The organism is Psychrobacter sp. A3, from assembly GCF_028823565.1.
GTDB classification, from domain to species: Bacteria; Pseudomonadota; Gammaproteobacteria; order Pseudomonadales; family Moraxellaceae; genus Psychrobacter; species Psychrobacter celer.
The window spans coordinates 1-17,796 of the sequence record NZ_JAPEHS010000052.1 but is presented as its reverse complement, the minus strand read 5'-3'; the positions used below and the strand labels follow the sequence as shown (position 1 = coordinate 17,796).

The 17,796-nt window shown below is 48.1% G+C and carries 14 protein-coding genes; 2 read left to right on the top strand and 12 right to left on the bottom strand.

The window, feature by feature from the left end; all coding sequences use genetic code 11:
• A partial coding sequence (locus NK638_RS08400) for an endonuclease/exonuclease/phosphatase family protein (RefSeq protein ID WP_274632648.1) occupies positions 1-1,011 on the bottom strand: 1,011 nt, incomplete at its 3' end.
• Positions 1,012-1,432: 421 nt separating this feature from the next.
• Here NK638_RS08400 and asd point away from each other — a divergent pair.
• Both asd and tgt read left to right on the top strand, forming a co-directional pair.
• Positions 1,433-2,566 carry an aspartate-semialdehyde dehydrogenase gene (gene asd, locus NK638_RS08395; protein ID WP_198337062.1) on the top strand — a complete coding sequence of 378 codons (1,134 nt, stop codon included), beginning with the start codon at positions 1,433-1,435 and terminating at the stop codon, positions 2,564-2,566.
• Between the two features lie 213 nt (positions 2,567-2,779).
• On the top strand, positions 2,780-3,931 hold the full coding sequence (tgt, locus tag NK638_RS08390; protein ID WP_075101550.1) for a tRNA guanosine(34) transglycosylase Tgt: 1,152 nt from the start codon (positions 2,780-2,782) through the stop codon (positions 3,929-3,931).
• Between the two features lie 135 nt (positions 3,932-4,066).
• Here the strand turns inward: tgt and NK638_RS08385 are convergent, their stop codons facing one another.
• From NK638_RS08385 to pyrH, 11 genes are all read right to left on the bottom strand, one after another.
• Complete coding sequence (locus NK638_RS08385) at positions 4,067-5,419, bottom strand: sodium-dependent transporter (RefSeq protein ID WP_274632647.1); 1,353 nt, start codon at positions 5,417-5,419, stop codon at positions 4,067-4,069.
• A gap of 320 nt (positions 5,420-5,739) precedes the next feature.
• Positions 5,740-6,519, bottom strand: coding sequence for an acyl-ACP--UDP-N-acetylglucosamine O-acyltransferase (gene lpxA, locus NK638_RS08380; RefSeq protein ID WP_274632646.1), 780 nt, complete (start codon positions 6,517-6,519; stop codon positions 5,740-5,742).
• A gap of 179 nt (positions 6,520-6,698) precedes the next feature.
• Positions 6,699-7,169 carry a 3-hydroxyacyl-ACP dehydratase FabZ gene (fabZ, locus tag NK638_RS08375; RefSeq protein WP_199774513.1) on the bottom strand — a complete coding sequence of 157 codons (471 nt, stop codon included), beginning with the start codon at positions 7,167-7,169 and terminating at the stop codon, positions 6,699-6,701.
• Positions 7,170-7,331: 162 nt separating this feature from the next.
• Positions 7,332-8,354: a UDP-3-O-(3-hydroxymyristoyl)glucosamine N-acyltransferase gene (gene lpxD / locus NK638_RS08370; protein WP_274632645.1), complete on the bottom strand. Its 1,023-nt coding sequence runs from the start codon at positions 8,352-8,354 to the stop codon at positions 7,332-7,334.
• Between the two features lie 170 nt (positions 8,355-8,524).
• Positions 8,525-10,960, bottom strand: a complete 2,436-nt coding sequence (gene bamA, locus NK638_RS08365) for an outer membrane protein assembly factor BamA (protein WP_105245059.1) — start codon at positions 10,958-10,960, stop codon at positions 8,525-8,527.
• A 263-nt stretch (positions 10,961-11,223) separates the two neighbouring features.
• Complete coding sequence (rseP, locus tag NK638_RS08360) at positions 11,224-12,591, bottom strand: RIP metalloprotease RseP (protein WP_274632644.1); 1,368 nt, start codon at positions 12,589-12,591, stop codon at positions 11,224-11,226.
• Between the two features lie 84 nt (positions 12,592-12,675).
• The gene (gene ispC / locus NK638_RS08355; RefSeq protein ID WP_274632643.1) at positions 12,676-13,887 is read right to left on the bottom strand and encodes a 1-deoxy-D-xylulose-5-phosphate reductoisomerase; all 1,212 of its coding nucleotides are present in this window, start codon (positions 13,885-13,887) and stop codon (positions 12,676-12,678) included.
• Between the two features lie 74 nt (positions 13,888-13,961).
• The gene (locus NK638_RS08350; protein WP_274632642.1) at positions 13,962-14,771 is read right to left on the bottom strand and encodes a phosphatidate cytidylyltransferase; all 810 of its coding nucleotides are present in this window, start codon (positions 14,769-14,771) and stop codon (positions 13,962-13,964) included.
• Positions 14,772-15,012: 241 nt separating this feature from the next.
• Positions 15,013-15,771 carry a polyprenyl diphosphate synthase gene (uppS, locus tag NK638_RS08345; protein WP_274632641.1) on the bottom strand — a complete coding sequence of 253 codons (759 nt, stop codon included), beginning with the start codon at positions 15,769-15,771 and terminating at the stop codon, positions 15,013-15,015.
• 318 nt (positions 15,772-16,089) lie between these two features.
• Positions 16,090-16,644 (bottom strand): ribosome recycling factor, encoded by a 555-nt coding sequence (gene frr, locus NK638_RS08340; RefSeq protein ID WP_075101541.1) that lies wholly within the window; start codon positions 16,642-16,644, stop codon positions 16,090-16,092.
• Positions 16,645-16,772: 128 nt separating this feature from the next.
• On the bottom strand, positions 16,773-17,498 hold the full coding sequence (gene pyrH, locus NK638_RS08335) for a UMP kinase (protein ID WP_075101540.1): 726 nt from the start codon (positions 17,496-17,498) through the stop codon (positions 16,773-16,775).
• Between the last annotated feature and the right edge of the window lie 298 nt (positions 17,499-17,796).

Here is a 17,796-nt window from a genome sequence, read left to right as displayed (position 1 = left end):
TTTTTGTTGTTGCTCGGCTTCCTCTGGCTCATACTGTAGCGTCGTCATGACTGGAAAGTGATCAGAGCCTATAGACGGCAAACGCTGAATATCAACGACTGTGAAGCAAGCACTGTGAAAAATATGATCAAGCGCCCAACGCAAAAATGGATAATTGACATGAAAGGTATTGATAAAGTGGCGGCCGATACGCGGGTCCAGCAAGCCTGAGATGCGCTGAAAGCGGCGCGTCGTCTTCGACCAGGCCACGTCATTAAGATCGCCTGCCAGTATGGCGGTTTGATCGTGCTCTTTGATGTGTTTGCCGACCATTAGCAGCTCGGCATCGCGAGTGGTCGATTTGTCGGCCTCAGTAGGACTGGGCGGCATGGGGTGTAGGCAGTATAGCCAAATCACTTGACCATTTTGCAGGCGCAGCTGTGAGTGAATTGACGGTATGTCATCTATCATCAAATACTTGACCTCAGGGTCGATCAGTTCAAGTTTCGAGTACAGGTGCATGCCATATAAATTGTCTAATGGCACCTTAACGGTATAAGGATAGTCTGGCTCAATCTGCTCCAGTGCTTTTTCCCACTTTTTATCACTCTCTAAGGTGATTAAAATATCGGGCTGCTTTTGCTTGACCAGCTCGACCAGCTTTTGGGTATGATCATTGGGCGTTAGAACATTTGACACCATGAGCTTTAGTTGATGCGCTTGCCTTGCAGGTTTGGATTTTGCTTGTTGTACTTCTTTTTTCCATAGTTTGGTATAGGGCAACACCATTCTTAGCTGAAACGCCAATGTGAGGCTCAAAACCACAAACAACAACCACTGCCCTAGCTGCCAGTCTGGCCAAAACATCAACATACCAACCCAAGCGATCACCCCCAGCACCATGATCTGAATACGAGGAAAATCGACAGCGCGCACCCACCAATTATCTAGCGGCAGCCAGCCCCAAATCGTCACAAACGCGACGAGCCCTGCTAGCCACTGGACAGAATAATATAGTAGTGAAAGATCCATAGTATGTATTAACCGTTGGTTGAAATTTTGGTTTGCCGCTGTATAAGATATGTTGGGTGTTCAGGCATCTTTAGGCGTACGGCTCACGATACTGATGCTAGCGCTTACTTTAGCACTTCAATCCAGTGACGCCTACTGCTACAGTCGAATTATATGACAACAACTATAAAACATTACAATGTCAAGTATCTGGCAGTGTGGTGTTGGTGATTGGTTGACAAGCTTTTGTTGATAAGGCTTTTGTACCATAAAACCGCAATGACCAGCATCTGCATACTAATAACATCACGTTATAGTAAACATAGCAAATAGTGTATAAAAAACCGCTAAAAATCGCCAAAACGCCTTGCTTTTTGGGAGCATTCACGGCATTGTTATTGGTTGGCGATGCAACAAATAACTGTAAATAGGATTAGATTTCATGAGTAATTTAACAGTAGGCTTGGTGGGCTGGCGCGGTATGGTTGGCTCAGTGTTAATACAGCGCATGCAGCAAGAAAAAGACTTTGATGGTATTACGCCTGTGTTTTTTTCGACCAGTAACGCAGGTGGCGATGCGCCAAGCTTCGATGGCGTACAGACCAGCCAATTAAAGGACGCTCATGATATCGATGCACTCGCAGCTTGTGATGTGATTATTACCTGTCAGGGCGGCGATTACACCTCAAAGGTGCATCAGCCCCTACGCGATAGCGGCTGGAATGGCTACTGGATCGATGCGGCCAGCACCTTGCGTATGGCAGATGACAGCATCATTATCCTTGATCCAGTCAATCGCAATGTCATCGATAGCGCGCTCGCCAGTGGCAAAAAAGACTTTATTGGTGGCAACTGTACGGTATCCTTGATGCTGATGGCGATCGGTGAACTGTTTAATAAAGGCTGGGTAGAATGGGTCAGCGCCATGACTTATCAGGCGGCGAGTGGCTCTGGCGCAAACAACATGCGCGAGCTCATCGAAGGCATGGGCGTACTACGTGATGCGGTCAAGGACGAGCTGGCTGATCCTGCAAGTGCTATCTTGGATATCGACAAAAAAATCGCGCAGACCCAGCGCGCAGATGACTTCCCTAAGCAGTATTTTGGTGTACCGCTCGCAGGCAGCTTGATCCCTTATATCGATGCGCAATTAGAAAACAAGCAGTCGCGCGAAGAATGGAAAGGCGGCGTCGAAACCAACAAAATCCTTGGCAACTCAGCAGCCAACACCATCCCTATCGATGGTATGTGTGTGCGTATCGGTGCCATGCGCTGCCACGCTCAAGGCCTGACCATCAAGCTCAAAAAAGACATCCCGCTAGAGGAAATCGAAGCGGCGCTAAAAAATAGCGGTAATGAGTGGTTGGACTTGGTCGAAGACGACAAAGAAGCCACGATGAACCGCTTAACACCTGTTGCCGTAACAGGTACCTTGACTGTGGCGCTAGGACGCCTGCGTAAGCTAAACATGGGGCCTGAATATCTCGGTGCATTTACTGTGGGTGATCAGCTACTGTGGGGTGCAGCCGAACCCTTACGCCGTATGCTAAACATCATCCGCGAGCAAAACGCCTAATTTTACAACTCAACTATGAAGTCCAAAAAAGACAGCAGATGGCTGTCTTTTTTTATGGCGATTTTAGGTTCACTCCTCATAACGCGCTATGAGCCGCACATAATCACGTATAATATAAATAGCAGCAAAATTGAGACTGGCATCCCTGTCCCAATAAACCCTTAACAATGCTATAATTAGCACCATTTTCATAGCTTACATAGCGGTTATCATATGCAATTTGTCTTACACAAAACGGCCAGCGGCGAGACGCGTGCGCGCCGTGGCACTGTCCATCTCAATCATGGCGACGTACAAACGCCTGCCTTTATGCCTGTCGGTACGTATGGCACGGTCAAAGGTATGCTGCCGCGTGATATCGAAGCCATTGGCGCTGATATCATCCTTGGCAATACGTTTCACTTATGGCTACGTCCTGGTACTGAGGTCATCGACAAGTTTGGCGGTCTGCACAAGTTTATGCATTGGGATAAGCCTATCTTGACCGACTCAGGCGGCTTTCAGGTCTTTAGTCTCGGTGCAATGCGCAAAATCACCGAAGAAGGCGTCAATTTTAAGTCGCCCATCGACGGTGCCAAGGTGTTTTTGTCCCCAGAAAAGTCGATGCAGATTCAGTACAGCTTAAACTCAGACATCGTCATGCAGTTTGATGAGTGCACCCCCTATCCTGCCACTCACGATGAGGCCAAAAAGTCTTTAGAGCTGTCGCTACGCTGGGGCCAGCGCTGCGTCGATGAGCACAATAGACTGGGCAGCACCAATGCGCTGTTTGGTATTATTCAAGGCAGTATGTACCCAGATCTACGCCAGCAATCGCTCGAGGGCCTGCTTGAGATTGGTTTTGATGGTTATGCCATCGGCGGCCTATCGGTCGGCGAGCCAAAAGATGAGATGATGGATGTACTAGACTATATCCCAGATGCGATGCCAGCAGACAAGCCGCGCTATCTGATGGGCGTTGGCAAGCCTGAGGACATCGTTGAGGCAGTACGCCGCGGGGTCGATATGTTTGACTGTGTCATGCCCACTCGTAACGCTCGTAATGGCCATTACTTCGTCACAGGCGATACAGACAATGCAGGCGTGGTACGTATCCGCAATAGCCAGTATCGTAACGATGAAGGCCCACTAGACCCTGAGTGTGACTGCTATACTTGCCAAAACTTTAGCCGTGCCTATTTATACCATCTCAATAAATGTAAAGAGATGCTAGGCGCGCAGCTGGCTACCATTCATAACCTGCGTTATTATCAGCGCTTGATGCAAGGCATTAGAGACGCCATCGAGCAAGATACCTTTGATGCCTTTGTCAGTGAGTTTTATGCCAAGCGTGGTCAAACGGTGCCTGAGCTAAACCTACGCTAACTCTTTAAACGCCTATCTATCTCTCTGCATCCTTATCTATCATTCAGACCAAAAAAGGGCTTAAGAAAATTCTTAAGCCCTTTTTACTGCTTGACTGATGTATGCGCCATTCAAAAAGGCTAATGGCCAAACGTTTTAACCCATCAATGAGGTCACAAACACGATAACCACTGCGATTGGCGCTACAAACTTGGAGATAATCTGCCATAGCGTCCACGTACCATTAGACAGACCAAGCTCTTGCTGGACACTGCGCTGATCCATCTGCCAGCCAAGGAAGACAATCGCCGCCAGACCCGTAAGTGGTAGGATAAACTTACTGGTGAGCTTATCTAAAGCATCAAAGACACCGTTGCCCATGATCGTAAAATCAGCCCATAGGTTAAACGACAACAAGGCTGCGATACCAAGTAGCCAAATCACAATACTCGCCACGATGGTCGATACTGTACGGCTCATCGAGGTACGCTCTTCTAAAAACTCCACCGTCGGCTCAAGTAGCGAAATCGATGAAGTGATAGCGGCAAAGGTAATCAATAAGAAAAACAAAGTACCGATGATCGTACCTGCGCCCATGCTACCAAAGGCAATTGGCAAGCTGACAAAGATAAGACCAGGGCCTGAGGCAGGATCTAAGCCATTGCTAAAGATAATCGGGAAGATCGCCAGACCAGCGGCCAAGGCAATCACGGTATCCAAGATAACCACTGTACGGGCGGTCTTGAGTAAGTTAACTTCACGGCCCAAATAAGAGCCATACGCAATCATAATGCCCATACCGATAGATAGAGTAAAGAACGCATGACCAAGCGCAGCAAGCATCACGTCTGCAGTCAGCTTGCTAAGGTCTGGAGCAAATAGATAAGCAACCGCTTCACCAAATCCTCCATTCATGACATTATAACCGACGATGACAAACAAGATAAGACCCAATAATGGCATTAACACCTTGGCGGTTTTTTCGATACCACTTGTCACCCCCATACCGACGATGATAGCCGTCAGCACCATAAACACAGTGTGCCAAATGGTCAATGTGCCGGCTGAGGCCAGCATAGCATCAAATGTCGCACCAACTGCGTCGCCATCTTGGCCAACAAACTCACCTGAGGCGATTTTGGTGATATAGTTTAGCGCCCAGCCACCGATGACACTATAAAACGATAAAATTAAGAAACCGCCCAAAATACCTGACGCACCCACGATACCCCAGCTGCGTGACTTGCCTTGGCTGGCGGCCACATCAGCAAAGGTATTGACTGGGTTTTTTTGTCCGCGGCGACCGATCAACCACTCAGCGACTAGAATCGGAAAACCTACTAACGCGATACAGAATAAATAAGCGATAACAAAAGCGGAACCCCCACTTTCACCGACCATATATGGAAATTTCCATATATTTCCCAATCCAACTGCCGACCCTACCGCTGCTAGCACGAAGCCAAAGCTTGAGCTCCATTGTGCATGTTCTTGTTTATTCATAGCCATCTTTTCCGTCCTCTTGCTTCAATTAATACCACTGATAACCTTCCTTGATTATCATAATCCGCCCATCATAATGTTTAAACGAATTATTAAACGCCCCGATATGAAGCGTCCAGTAACATTAAGAAAAAATTGTTTACAATACCGTAAACGCTCAGTTTCTGCTAAGCAACCAAAAAAGTCAAGTGCTCATAAATATAAAAAGCCATAACAATTGGTTATGGCTTTTTATCATTTTACCTCTAACTAACAAGATTTTGGACTACTAACAATCCTTTTTATTATAAATTGTGGCTAAGCCTAATCAATTGTCTACTAACCACTTAGCGCACGACACCGCGGCGGCTGTTTTGTAAGGAGTCAATAAGCAGCTGAATCTTTGGCTCTCTCGGTAGTAGCTCGGTATGCAGCACCTCAAGCGCTTGTACAGTCGTCAGACCCGATCTAAAAATCGTACGATACGCTTGACGCAAAACATCAATCGTCTCTTTTGACCAGTTTTTGCGGCGCATACCTTCGACATTGAGACCATGGGTTTTGGCAGGATTGCCAGATACCATGGTAAAGGCGGCCACATCTTTTAAGATCAGACTTGCCCCACCGATCAGACTATAGTCATCTACCGCACAAAACTGATGAATACCAGAGTTGCCACCGATGATGGTATGGTTGCCAATAGTGACATGACCCGCTACCCCCACATTATTAGCCAACACATTGTGATCGCCTATCACGCAGTCGTGAGCCACGTGGGTGTTGACCATCAACAAATTATGACTACCAATCTTGGTCAACTCGCTGTCTTGAGCGGTACCGCGGTGCAAGCTGCAGGCCTCACGAATGGTATTATAATCGCCAATCTCAAGCCAAGTGCGCTCGCCTGCATACTTCAAATCCTGCGGATCTTCTCCAACACTGGCAAACTGATAAAATTGATTGTGCGCGCCGATACGAGTCAGCTTGGTCACGACCACATGACGATGCAACACCGTATGCGCGCCGATGCTGACTTCATCCCCGACGATACAGTACGGGCCAATGATGGCAGTCTCATCTATCTGAGCGGAGGGTGAGATGAGTGCTGTTGGATGGATCTGACTCATAATGTGGGCCTTTGTATCTTCTGGTGCGAATAAATGGTAAAACACTGACCGTCAGTCATAACTTATCAAACAAACCAAAGTCAGTCTTGCGACAAAATATCGATGCTCATTATAATTCTTCTTGCCTGTTTTGACATAACTCTTTAGATACCGATGAGCCTAAAAGTTATCAGCCAATTTTATTGCTCTTGACGAGCAATCATCACCTGTGCGCTCGCCGCCAGCTCATCTTCGACATGGACGGTACAGTCAAACTTATAAATACCGCGCTTTTGCATCACAGTTTTTGCCCGAATAATCAGCTGATCACCAGGGATAACGCGGCGCTTAAAACGAACCTTATCCACCCCAGCAAACAAATACAGATAACCATCTTCGCCAGTCAATCCTGCGCTGATAAACCCAAGCACCCCTGACACTTGAGCCATACACTCGACCATCAGCACGCCTGGCATGATAGGCTCATTGGGGAAATGCCCATTAAAAAACTCTTCATTAATGGTGACGTTTTTGACCCCAGTGATGCATTCACCAGGGATACAGTCGATCACTTTATCGACCAGCATAAAAGGATAGCGATGCGGTAAGTAGTGCTTTAGCGTATGATAAGTCAGAGGCAAAGTCAGGCCTTGCTCAGCCAAGCTTTTCATGTCGGTATCATTTAAAACATCTATGTCATTGCTGCTCATATGCCGCGTCCTTGCTCATTGCTAAGTATAAAAGGATTAAAAGGTTAAGGATTAAAGTATTGAATATTATATGGTTAACTACTAAGGGTTATGAAATAGAGTGATATCTTGTGGCCAGTCAAATCAGCGCTCATCGCGACCGAGCTGGCGAAACCTAACAGCAGCACGTCGCCAGTTGGCAGTTGGCATGGCCGCGGTACCTGAAGAGTAAGAGCCTGCTTGTTTGATGGATTTGGTCACCATCGTCATACCCGACAACGTGACATCATCAGCAATCTCGATGTGGCCAGTGATACCGACCGCGCCACCAATAATACAGCGTTTACCGATATGCGTACTCCCAGCGATACCGGTGTGCGCGGCGATGGCCGTCCCATCACCGATATGCACATTGTGCGCCACTTGCACCAGATTGTCGATAATCACATGATTGCCGATGACGGTATCATCGATAGCACCGCGGTCGATACAAGTCTGACTGCCAATACGGACATGATCACCGATGATGACTCGGCCTAACTGCGCAATACGCTCCCACCCGGTGGTGCTTGGGTCGTTGGTCGGGGCAAAGCCAAAACCTTCTGAGCCAATACTGGTACCAGCATGCACTCTGACATGATCGCCGATGGTACAATCATGACCGATGACCACTTGTGATTTGATGACACAATCGCTGCCGACCCTCGTACCTGCCTCAATCGTCACGTGGGAAGCCAACGCTGTTCGCGCTCCCAGCTGCACCTGCTCGCCTATCACACAAAACGCCCCTATGCTCACCTGCTCGCCGATGATGGCACTATCGGCAATCACCGCACTCGGATGAATACGACTCGAGGCTGACTGATAAGCAAATAACTGACTGGCGCTGGCGTAAGCCAAGTATGGATTTGCGACCACCAACGCCAAGGTTGATGCGGGTACTTGCTGGCGATAATCTGCTGTGACTAACACAGCCCCTGCTTGACTGTCTGCCAAACTAGAGAGGTAACGAGGGTCGGCCAAAAAACTCAGCTGCGTGTCATTGGCTGTCGTCAGACTACCGATACCGCCAAGCTGTTGGCATAACTGCTCAGCGCTCAGCTCTGCTTTATTTATAACAGGCTGGCGCTGCTCAATTTGAGTGATAAGTTGCTCAATCGTTATCATAGTTATTATTAGTATGAAGTAAGAATAAAAGTCGTATTATAAATAAGACAGTCATCAAGCTGCTATATCAGCTTGATGACCAATTTATCTAGTGCCATCTATTTATACCACACAAGTTATTGTGCCGTACAAATAAGACCAAAGCCAAAGCGCTTCAGATGGCCGCTACGTTAGAACGTATTACCAATCTGGAACTGTACTTTTTCGGTCTCATCACCTTCTTTATCACCGATAGGCATCGCATAACTCAAGGAGATAGGGCCAATTGGCGTATACCAAGTGATACCAGCACCAGCACTAAAGCGCAAGTCATTGTCTTGAGTCAACAATGGTACGCCAGTATCAGCACCCGTATCAGGGTCTACGAAAGTACGGTCTTCTTTATCGGTGGTATCAAAGACTTGCCCGCCCTCTGCAAATAGTACAGGGCGTACTTGGTCAGCCCAGTCACCTTTAAATGGCATGGGCAATACCAGCTCAGCCCCAAAACTGGCCAGCGCGTTACCACCGATTTCTTCGTCTTTATAACGCACATCATCATTGATGGCATCATAATACGTCTGTGACTTTGGTCCAAGTGTTGAGGCTTCATAACCACGAACAGAGCCATAACCACCAGCGTAGAAGTTTTCATAAAACGGTAAATCATTACCATAGCCAAGCTTGGTATAACCACGTGCTATCCAATCCTTATAAATCGGATAATAAATATTGCCGCGGTACACAAGTTTTTGATAGCTGGCATCACCAAGGCCGATGGTCGCATCAACGGTATGGCTCATACCTTTGGTTGGGAATACAGGACGATCTAGGGTGCTATAGTCCCAGCCGAACAGTAAATTATAGGTCTGATAGTCGTTTTTAAAGCCAGTACGGCCTGAAAGCTGCTCTTCACCCTCTTCATCAATAAAAGTGAACTGCTCAAAAGATCCACCATCATCAATTAACTGCTGGACGTTTGAAACCCCTAAGAAGCGGCCACCCCGTACTGAGGTATTATCCACGTTGAGACCTGCGCTGACGCGTTTGGTTTCATCGACAGGATAGCTGTAGTTGAGCGTGGCACCATAGGAGTCGGTCACATAGTTACTGACGTTTCTGTCATCGTACTTGGTCTCACGATAATACGCGCTCAAACCTTGAGAGACACCGTTTTCGGTAAAGTACGGATCGGTATAGCCCAAACTATATGAGTCGCGGGTCTCTGAGCGAGACAGCGCAGCTTTGACTCGGTTACCTGTACCCATAAAGTTATTTTGGGTCAAATCCAACTGGAAGGTCACACCGCCACTTTGTGAATAACCAGCGGCAATGGTCGAACTACCTGAAGGCTGCTCTTCTACCGTGTAATGTACGTCTACTTGATCTGGCTGGTTGGGCACTGGTTTTACATCGACATTAACCGTTTTAAAGAAACCGGTGCGCATCAGACGCGTGCGTGACAATTGGATTTTTTCGCTAGAGGCAAGCGCGCCTTCTAGTTGGCGCATCTCACGGCGCAGTACTTCGTCTTGGGTTTTGATATTGCCCGTAAAGTTGATACGGCGCACGTAGATAGGACGGGCAGGATCGATAAAGTAATCCACATCGACCATTTTGGTATCGTCATTGATACGTGGTACTGGTCTAACTTGGGCCAGATAATAGCCTTCGTTGCCATAACGGCGCTTGAGCTCGGCGGTGGTTTCATCGAGTTTGGCTTGCGAGTATTTTTCGTTTGGGGCAAAGGTGACCAGCTCTTGTAGCTCAGTCGTCTCAAACGTTGGCTTGCCTAAAAAGTTGACCTCACCAAACTGGTACTGCTCGCCTTCGCTTAGGCTGACTTCGATAAACACACTGCGCTTATCTTCGCTGATATTAAGTACTGCATTGTCGACGGCAAAACGCACGTAGCCGTCATTTTGGTACAAGGCTTTTAAGTTTTCCAAACTGGCCGCCAGCTTTTCTTTGGCATAGCGATCAGATTTAGATAACAGGCGTGTCCAAGAAGATTCTTTTACGGCAAAGACATCTTTGATCTCATCATCGCTGAAGTGCTTGTTACCGATGATATTGATATCGACGACTTTGGCAGGCTTGCCTTCGATAAAGCGTACATCAAGCTTGACACGATTGCCATCGAGTAGCGTTTGGTCGACTTCGATATTACTGTTGTAGTAGCCTTGGCTGATATACTGCTGCTGCAGCTCGTTGGCGACGCCTTGTAAGGTCGCTTGCTTGAGCACATCACCGACAGACAAACCTGCGTTGCTCAGTCCTTGCTCTAGTCCTTCTTTTGGGATGAGCTTATTGCCCTCAAAGTTGACTTCGGCGATGGTAGGACGCTCAACAACATCAAAGCGTAATTGACCGCCTTCGACACGGCTTTGAATGTCCGCGAAGTTTTCGGTCGCATATAGCGCCTTAATACTGGCCGCCAAGCTGCTGTCATTTACCGTATCTCCTACCGTGATAGGTAGAACCGGATAGAGGCTATCGGGGGTTAGACGTTGTAAGCCATTAAAACCGATGTCAGTCACTACAAATTCTGCAGCCTGTACCGGCATACTCATCATCGCTACCACTAACGGCAACCCTGCCGCGCTCATAAATAAAGGCGTACGCATAAACACTATCCGTCAATAAAAAAATTGCTTAAGTTAAGTTAAAAAGCACATGTTGTCTTGTCCATTTGCCATAAAATCGCATACTTCGGCGGACAAGACTCAGAACACTTTATATAAAACGCATCATAAAATAAACTAAAAATTACGATTAGTACAGAGACGGCGGCACAAAGCTGCTCTGCCGCCACACCCACAATCGCTGCCCGATACGCGTAAAACCATTAGTGCATCTTGTCTTATCACCCAAACGCTTGGGCAAACCATCAAAACAGTCGGCTGATATCATTACCAATTGCTAACACCATGAAACCTGCCAGCAAGAGTAAACCGATATTAAGTCCAGCCATTTGCACGCCTTCTGAGAGCGGCTTACCGCGAATCAACTCTATGAGATGATAGACGATATGCCCTCCATCCAATACAGGAATAGGCAAAAGGTTAAGCACTGCCAGACTCAGGCTGATCAGCGCGGCGGTAGACAATACCATCTGCCAGCTAATATCGAAGCTTTGTTTGGCGACTTTGGCAATGGTGATCGGGCCTGATAAATTATCGAGACCAATCATACCTGAGAGCATTTTGCCCATCGAGCTGACCGTCATCACCGCCAACTGTTCGGTTTTTTCAAACGACTTGACCAATGACTCGCCTGGACCATAGACCACTGTGGTTTTATAATCTTCAGGAATGACAATCTCAGACTGTGCCACCATAGCACCAATTTGCCCAAAGTCGTTACCTAAATTGTCTTTTTTGCCCTGCGGCATAATGGCCAATTGTACAGGCTTACCCTCTCTTAAGACGGTAAAATTGAGTAAAGTCTCAGGATTATTGCGAATGATGCGCGTGGCACTGATCCAGTCTGCGATGGTGACATCATTAATCGCCGTGATACGGTCACCGACCTTGAGGCCTTGACGATTGGCGGCACCATCAGGTGTCAACTCACCGACGATAGGGGCAATCGTCGGTTGCCATGGCAGCATACCAAAGCTGCTCAGCGCATCTTTTCCATGGTCATCGCCTTGCATAAACTCATCCACAGGCGCGTAGTAAGTCTTGGCGGCGTTGTCCCCAGCTTGTAGCGTGACACTTATATTGTCCGTCTCGCCCATGCGTCCAGCGAGACGGTAATTAATCCCTTCCCACGTCTGTACCTCATGACCATCGATGGCGACGATCTTATCGCCAACGGGCAGCTGAGCGGTGGCCGCTGGCGTATCAGGCAACACCTGCCCAATCTTTGTCGCCAACTGCTCAGACGGGGTCATAAACAACACCCAAAACAAACCAATCGCAATGACAAAGTTCATGATAGGGCCTGCTGCGACGATAGCGATTTTTTTTAGCGGATGCTGGCGGTTAAATGCCAAGTGCTGCTCATCGGCTGCTACCTCGCCTTCTCGCTCATCGAGCATTTTGACATAGCCGCCCAGTGGCAGCGCCGAAATACGATAATCAATACCGCTTTTTTTGCTGGTCCAGCCTGCGACTTTGGGGCCAAAACCAATAGAGTATGTCAGCACCTTAACACCGCACAGGCGCGCCACGATATAGTGTCCCCATTCATGCAGGGCAATGAGCGGACCTAAGACAAAAATGGCCGCAAGGAGCGTCAATAAAAACGTCATGATGTCTTCTCAATATGGTTTTTAGCAAGTTCTTTCGTACAAGGCTGATTTGCAGGACTTCTATTCTTATAGCGTCTGCGCCGCTTATATGGATTTTGCCACCTTGGCCACCAATGCCTCAGTATGCCGACGCGCTAGCTGGTCAATCGACAATATATCTTCTATATCCGCCGACGCCGCTAACAGCGGTACTTGTATCTCACTGAGTGCCTGCTCATTGATATCAGCAATATCTGTCAAGCGAATTTGTCCTGCCAAAAACGCGGCCACGGCAACCTCATTGGCGGCATTGAGTACGATGGTCGCCTGCGTACCCGCTTGCATGGCTTGTCTCGCCAAACGCAAACAGGCAAATTTTTGTAAATCAGGCTCGATAAATTCTAGGCCGCTTAGCGCATACAAGTCCAAAGGCTGCGAGCCGCTATCGATACGCGCAGGATAGCTGAGTGCATGAGCAATGGGTGTCTTCATATCTGGGCTGCCCAGCTGCGCCAAAAAGCTGCCGTCGCTATATTCTACCATTGAGTGAATGATACTTTGTGGATGAATCACCACATTTATTTTATCCTCACTCAAATCAAACAAATGACAGGCTTCTATCAGCTCAAGCCCTTTGTTCATCATCGTTGCCGAGTCGACCGATATCTTTTGTCCCATCGACCAATTGGGATGTTTGACGGCTTCAGCGACGCCAGCTTGCTGCATCTGCGCAAATGACTGCTGCAAAAATGGCCCACCAGAGGCTGTCAACCACAACTTACGCACCCCGTGCTTTGGCTGGTGAATCTGGCGGCTGTCTTGTTGGATATCTACCGGCAAACACTGAAAAATCGCGTTATGTTCAGAGTCAAGCGGCAACAAAGTGGCGTGGTGGGTTTTGACCGCATCGATCATCACCTGTCCTGCCATCACCAGCGCTTCTTTATTAGCAAGCAAGATACGCTTGCCTGCGCGCGCGGCGGCCAATGTAGAAGGCAACCCTGCTGCACCGACAATGGCAGCAACGACCGTATCGGTTTGGCTATCGGTGGCGATATCTACAAGCCCTGCTGCGCCGCCGACGACCTCGATATCAAGCTTCGCTGCGCTTAGACGCTGAGCAAAATCATCGACTGCGGCTGCCGGTACGTTGACGCGCTTTGGCAAAAACTGCTGACACAGCGCAAACAGTTTGTCCAAACGGTGGTAACCCGACAAGGCATAGACTTGGTACTGCTGCGGATGGGCCGCCAAAATCGCCAACGTACTATCGCCAATCGAGCCAGTTGCGCCTAATACGGCGATACGTTGCATCATAACCATCGTTGCCTATCAATAATACAAAAAAAATAAAAATAAAGTCTAACTGGATAAATCCAAGCAAGACACTTTTATACTACCATCACACCAAAGTATTGCAGTGCCCAAAAGCCAAGCGCAAATATCGGCGTGGCAGACAATAAGGAGTCAATACGATCAAGGATACCGCCATGCCCTGGCAAGATTGTCCCTGAGTCTTTGACACCAGCACGGCGTTTGAGCATTGACTCAAACAAATCGCCGAGTACCGAAGCCAATATCGTCAGTACCGATAGCGCGACAAAAGCGATCAGTGGCACCCCTGTCAGCTGTAGCTTAAAGACGCTGATGGCCACGACGACGAGCAACCCTGTGACAATGCCACCGGCCAATCCTTCCATACTTTTATTGGGTGAAACGTTTGGTGCCATTTTTCGGCGACCAAGCTTGCGCCCGACAAAATATGCCCCACTATCCGCGCACCACACCAATAAAAACACATACAGCAGCCACCAAGCTGATAGCTGCCACAGATAAAACATAGCCGTGATGGCGGCGGTTAATATCACCGCGCCCATCAAGCCCAGCTTTTTGCCATACCAATTGGTCGTCGTCGGAAAGACCCGAACCCAAGACAGCGCCATCAGCCATATGGCGAGCGATGCGGCCCACCAAAACAGCCACGTCACTTTAAACAGCAGTGACACCACGGTCAGCGCCAAAACCAAAAGCACAAATAACGCTGGCTGACGCCATTTGGGCATCAGCTTGGTCCATTCGTGAGCGGCGATGATTACCCCTATCGCCAACAGCGGCGCAAACAAAATCGGTGTTTGGCTCGCAAACATTGCAATACCAACGATAATAACGAGAACAATTGCCGTCTTAATCCGTTGCCACATACTCATTGAGCCTTATAATAATGAAAAACGTATGGTCAAAAAATGCATTATAGCAGCTAATCCACAATAGCCCACTCATTGCTACTGACTGCAACAAAAGCGGTTTATTATTTCATAAGCACGCGGCCTTAACCACTGTGAATAATCACGACTAAAAGCGTAGCAGGCTTTTAAGGCACAAAAAAGACAAGCAGCGAGCAAGTATCAGACAAGCAAGTATAAGATAAGACGTTAGGGTCGTTTAGGGTAATTGCTGCGCGCAAGCGATTTGCTCGCTGGTTTTACCAAAGCGGCGTTGGCGCTGGGCAAACTCTGCAACCATCGATGCCAGCTCTGCTGCGCGAAACTCAGGCCATAGGGTTTTGGTAAAAAACAACTCAGCATAAGCGGACTGCCATAATAAAAAGTTCGATAATCGGTACTCGCCGCCCGTCCGTATCAGCATATCGACCGCTGGGGCGTCTGCTAACTGGACATGGCGGCCAAGCAAGTCTTTATCGATATCATCAGCGCACAGCTCCCCTGCCTGCACCTGTTTGGCCAACTGTTTGGCCGCATGGGCAATATCCCACTGTCCACCATAACTGATGGCAATGACCAACGTCATGGCATCAAAATGCGCGGTTTTTTCTTCTGCATCAGCCATCAATGCTTGTAACTCTGCACTGAGCGGACTGCGATCTCCGATAAACCGTAAGCGAATACGGTATTTGTCCATCCGCGGCATTTGCTCATGAATGGTCGAGGTTAAAAGCTGCATGAGCAGCGTCACTTCACTCGGCGGACGTTGCCAGTTTTCGCTAGAAAAAGCAAATACCGTCAAAACCTCAATACCAGTATCGACACAGTATTCGACAATAGGGTCTAGCGCATCTTTGCCTGCCACATGTCCATGGCCTTTGGGTAGATGATTGGCTTTGCCATAGCGGTTGTTGCCATCCATGATGATGGCGATATGACGGGGTAGAAGAGCAGGAGCCAAGACGGCTGAAGTAGACATAGGCTAGCTTGCTTATTGTTGAGATGGTTTAATAATAACGCGTGTCATGACGACAAAACAGCCAAAAAGATAAGATGTGGTGATTATTCACAAACTTATCATAAAGCGGTCTGCTACGGCTTTATGATTGACGACACAATAATAAGCAGCCAATCGCACTGCGCAGTGGCTGCTAAACGACATATAGTCCATTGGAAATAAAACTTTTATAGGTAGGGCTGCGCGACTGGTATAAATGTTACTTGCGTGCTGCTATCGTTCGATATGGCGCAGCCTGCATTTAAAAACAGCACCCCAGTCGCGCTCTGCCGTCAATCGTTATACTTCCATCAGCTCGCTTTCTTTTTTGCTCAAACGGCTGTCGATGGTCTCGATGTATTTGTCAGTGATTTTTTGAATATCATCACTAGCGCGGCGCTCGTCATCTTCAGAGATCTCTTTTTCTTTTGCCAGATCTTTTATATCATTCATCATATCACGGCGGATATTACGAATCGAGACGCGGCTGTTTTCTGCTTCACCGCGCGCCAGCTTTTGCATATCGCGGCGGGTCTCTTCTGTCAGTGCTGGCATCGGCACACGAATCACATCAGCGGTCATCGGGTTCAATCCCAAATCCGCTTCGCGAATGGCCTTGTCCACGGCCTGTACCATCGTACGGTCAAAAGGCTGTACAAGCAATGTGCGCGAGTCTTCGACGTTGACACTGGCCACTTGGTTGAGCGGTGTGTCGGCGCCGTAGTAGCTGACCATCACGCCAGATAGCATGCCTGGATGGGCGCGGCCTGTGCGTACCTTACTAAAGGTGTTTTCAAGCGCTTCTAAGGTTTTTTGCATACGGGCTTCGCCGTCTTGCTTAATCTCTTTAATCATTGTGCATCCTTATTTATCGCTGTCGATAAATCATTCATGGTTGTTAATAGATAGTTATTTTTCGGCAATTCATCGCTCGTAGCAGAGCGCTTGACCGCGCATATTGGGCAATATTATGCCAATTAATACTAATGATAAACGCGCGTGCCTTCGTTTTCGCCCATGACCACATTTAATAAGGCGTTGGGTTTGGTCATATCAAACACTTGTAACGGTACATTGTGCTCACGGCACAAGGCGATAGCGGTCAAGTCCATAACGCCAAGCTTTTGCTCTAAGACTTCATCAAAAGTCAAACCATCGTATTTTTTGGCATCGGCATGCAAGCTTGGGTCTTTGTCATAGACGCCATCCACTTTGGTGGCTTTTAATATCAAGCCTGCTTCAACCTCGATACCGCGCAGACATGCTGCTGTGTCGGTGGTAAAGAAAGGATTACCAGTACCGGCGACAAAGATACAAACCTCACCGTTTTTTAGGTAGCGAATGGCATTGCGGCTACTATAGCTTTCAGTGACTTCACCAATCGGCAAGGCTGACATCAAGCGCGTTTTAATATTGCGGCGCTCAAGCGCATCACGCATGGCCAGACCGTTCATCACAGTCGCAAGCATACCCATTTGATCGCCGGTCACACGGCCGACTAGGCCCTCTTGTTGCAGCTGGGCACCGCGATATAAGTTACCACCACCAACGACGATACCAACTTGCACACCAAGGCCGCGCAAGTGGGCGATAGATAGGCTCATCTTATCGAGCACTTCGGTATCGATACCCATGTCCTTGCCACCAGCCAAGGCTTCGCCTGAGAGTTTTAGCAAGATACGAGAGTAACGCGGGTTTTTGTCAGACATGAGGTCACCTTGTTAGCATGAAATTATAATTAAAGTCATCGATAAAATACAAATGAAGATTGCCTTCTGATTTACGTACAGCCAGCGTTGATACGCAAGCCAGTGTCTGCGTATCGCTAGGTTACGTGCAGCGCCCTACTCGTGATGCAGTGCTGAGCAGACAAAACCGTGCTGAGTAGATAAAAGGCCAAATTGCGCTAATTGTAGCAAAAACTGCCCGCGATTGGGCAATTTTCACTCATCTATCATAGTGATGGCTTAGGGCGTGTCCTCAATTCAATCGATAGCCATCTAAATG

Bases quoted from the DNA above. Each gene is read 5' to 3' on its own strand.
- asd (WP_198337062.1), top strand. From the start codon at position 1,433: ATGAGTAATTTAACAGTAGGCTTGGTGGGCTGGCGCGGTATGGTTGGC.
- tgt (WP_075101550.1), top strand. From the start codon at position 2,780: ATGCAATTTGTCTTACACAAAACGGCCAGCGGCGAGACGCGTGCGCGC.
- NK638_RS08385 (WP_274632647.1), bottom strand. From the start codon at position 5,419: ATGGCTATGAATAAACAAGAACATGCACAATGGAGCTCAAGCTTTGGC.
- lpxA (WP_274632646.1), bottom strand. From the start codon at position 6,519: ATGAGTCAGATCCATCCAACAGCACTCATCTCACCCTCCGCTCAGATA.
- fabZ (WP_199774513.1), bottom strand. From the start codon at position 7,169: ATGAAAAGCTTGGCTGAGCAAGGCCTGACTTTGCCTCTGACTTATCAT.
- lpxD (WP_274632645.1), bottom strand. From the start codon at position 8,354: ATGATAACGATTGAGCAACTTATCACTCAAATTGAGCAGCGCCAGCCT.
- bamA (WP_105245059.1), bottom strand. From the start codon at position 10,960: ATGCGTACGCCTTTATTTATGAGCGCGGCAGGGTTGCCGTTAGTGGTA.
- rseP (WP_274632644.1), bottom strand. From the start codon at position 12,591: ATGACGTTTTTATTGACGCTCCTTGCGGCCATTTTTGTCTTAGGTCCG.
- ispC (WP_274632643.1), bottom strand. From the start codon at position 13,887: ATGATGCAACGTATCGCCGTATTAGGCGCAACTGGCTCGATTGGCGAT.
- NK638_RS08350 (WP_274632642.1), bottom strand. From the start codon at position 14,771: ATGTGGCAACGGATTAAGACGGCAATTGTTCTCGTTATTATCGTTGGT.
- uppS (WP_274632641.1), bottom strand. From the start codon at position 15,771: ATGTCTACTTCAGCCGTCTTGGCTCCTGCTCTTCTACCCCGTCATATC.
- frr (WP_075101541.1), bottom strand. From the start codon at position 16,644: ATGATTAAAGAGATTAAGCAAGACGGCGAAGCCCGTATGCAAAAAACC.
- pyrH (WP_075101540.1), bottom strand. From the start codon at position 17,498: ATGTCTGACAAAAACCCGCGTTACTCTCGTATCTTGCTAAAACTCTCA.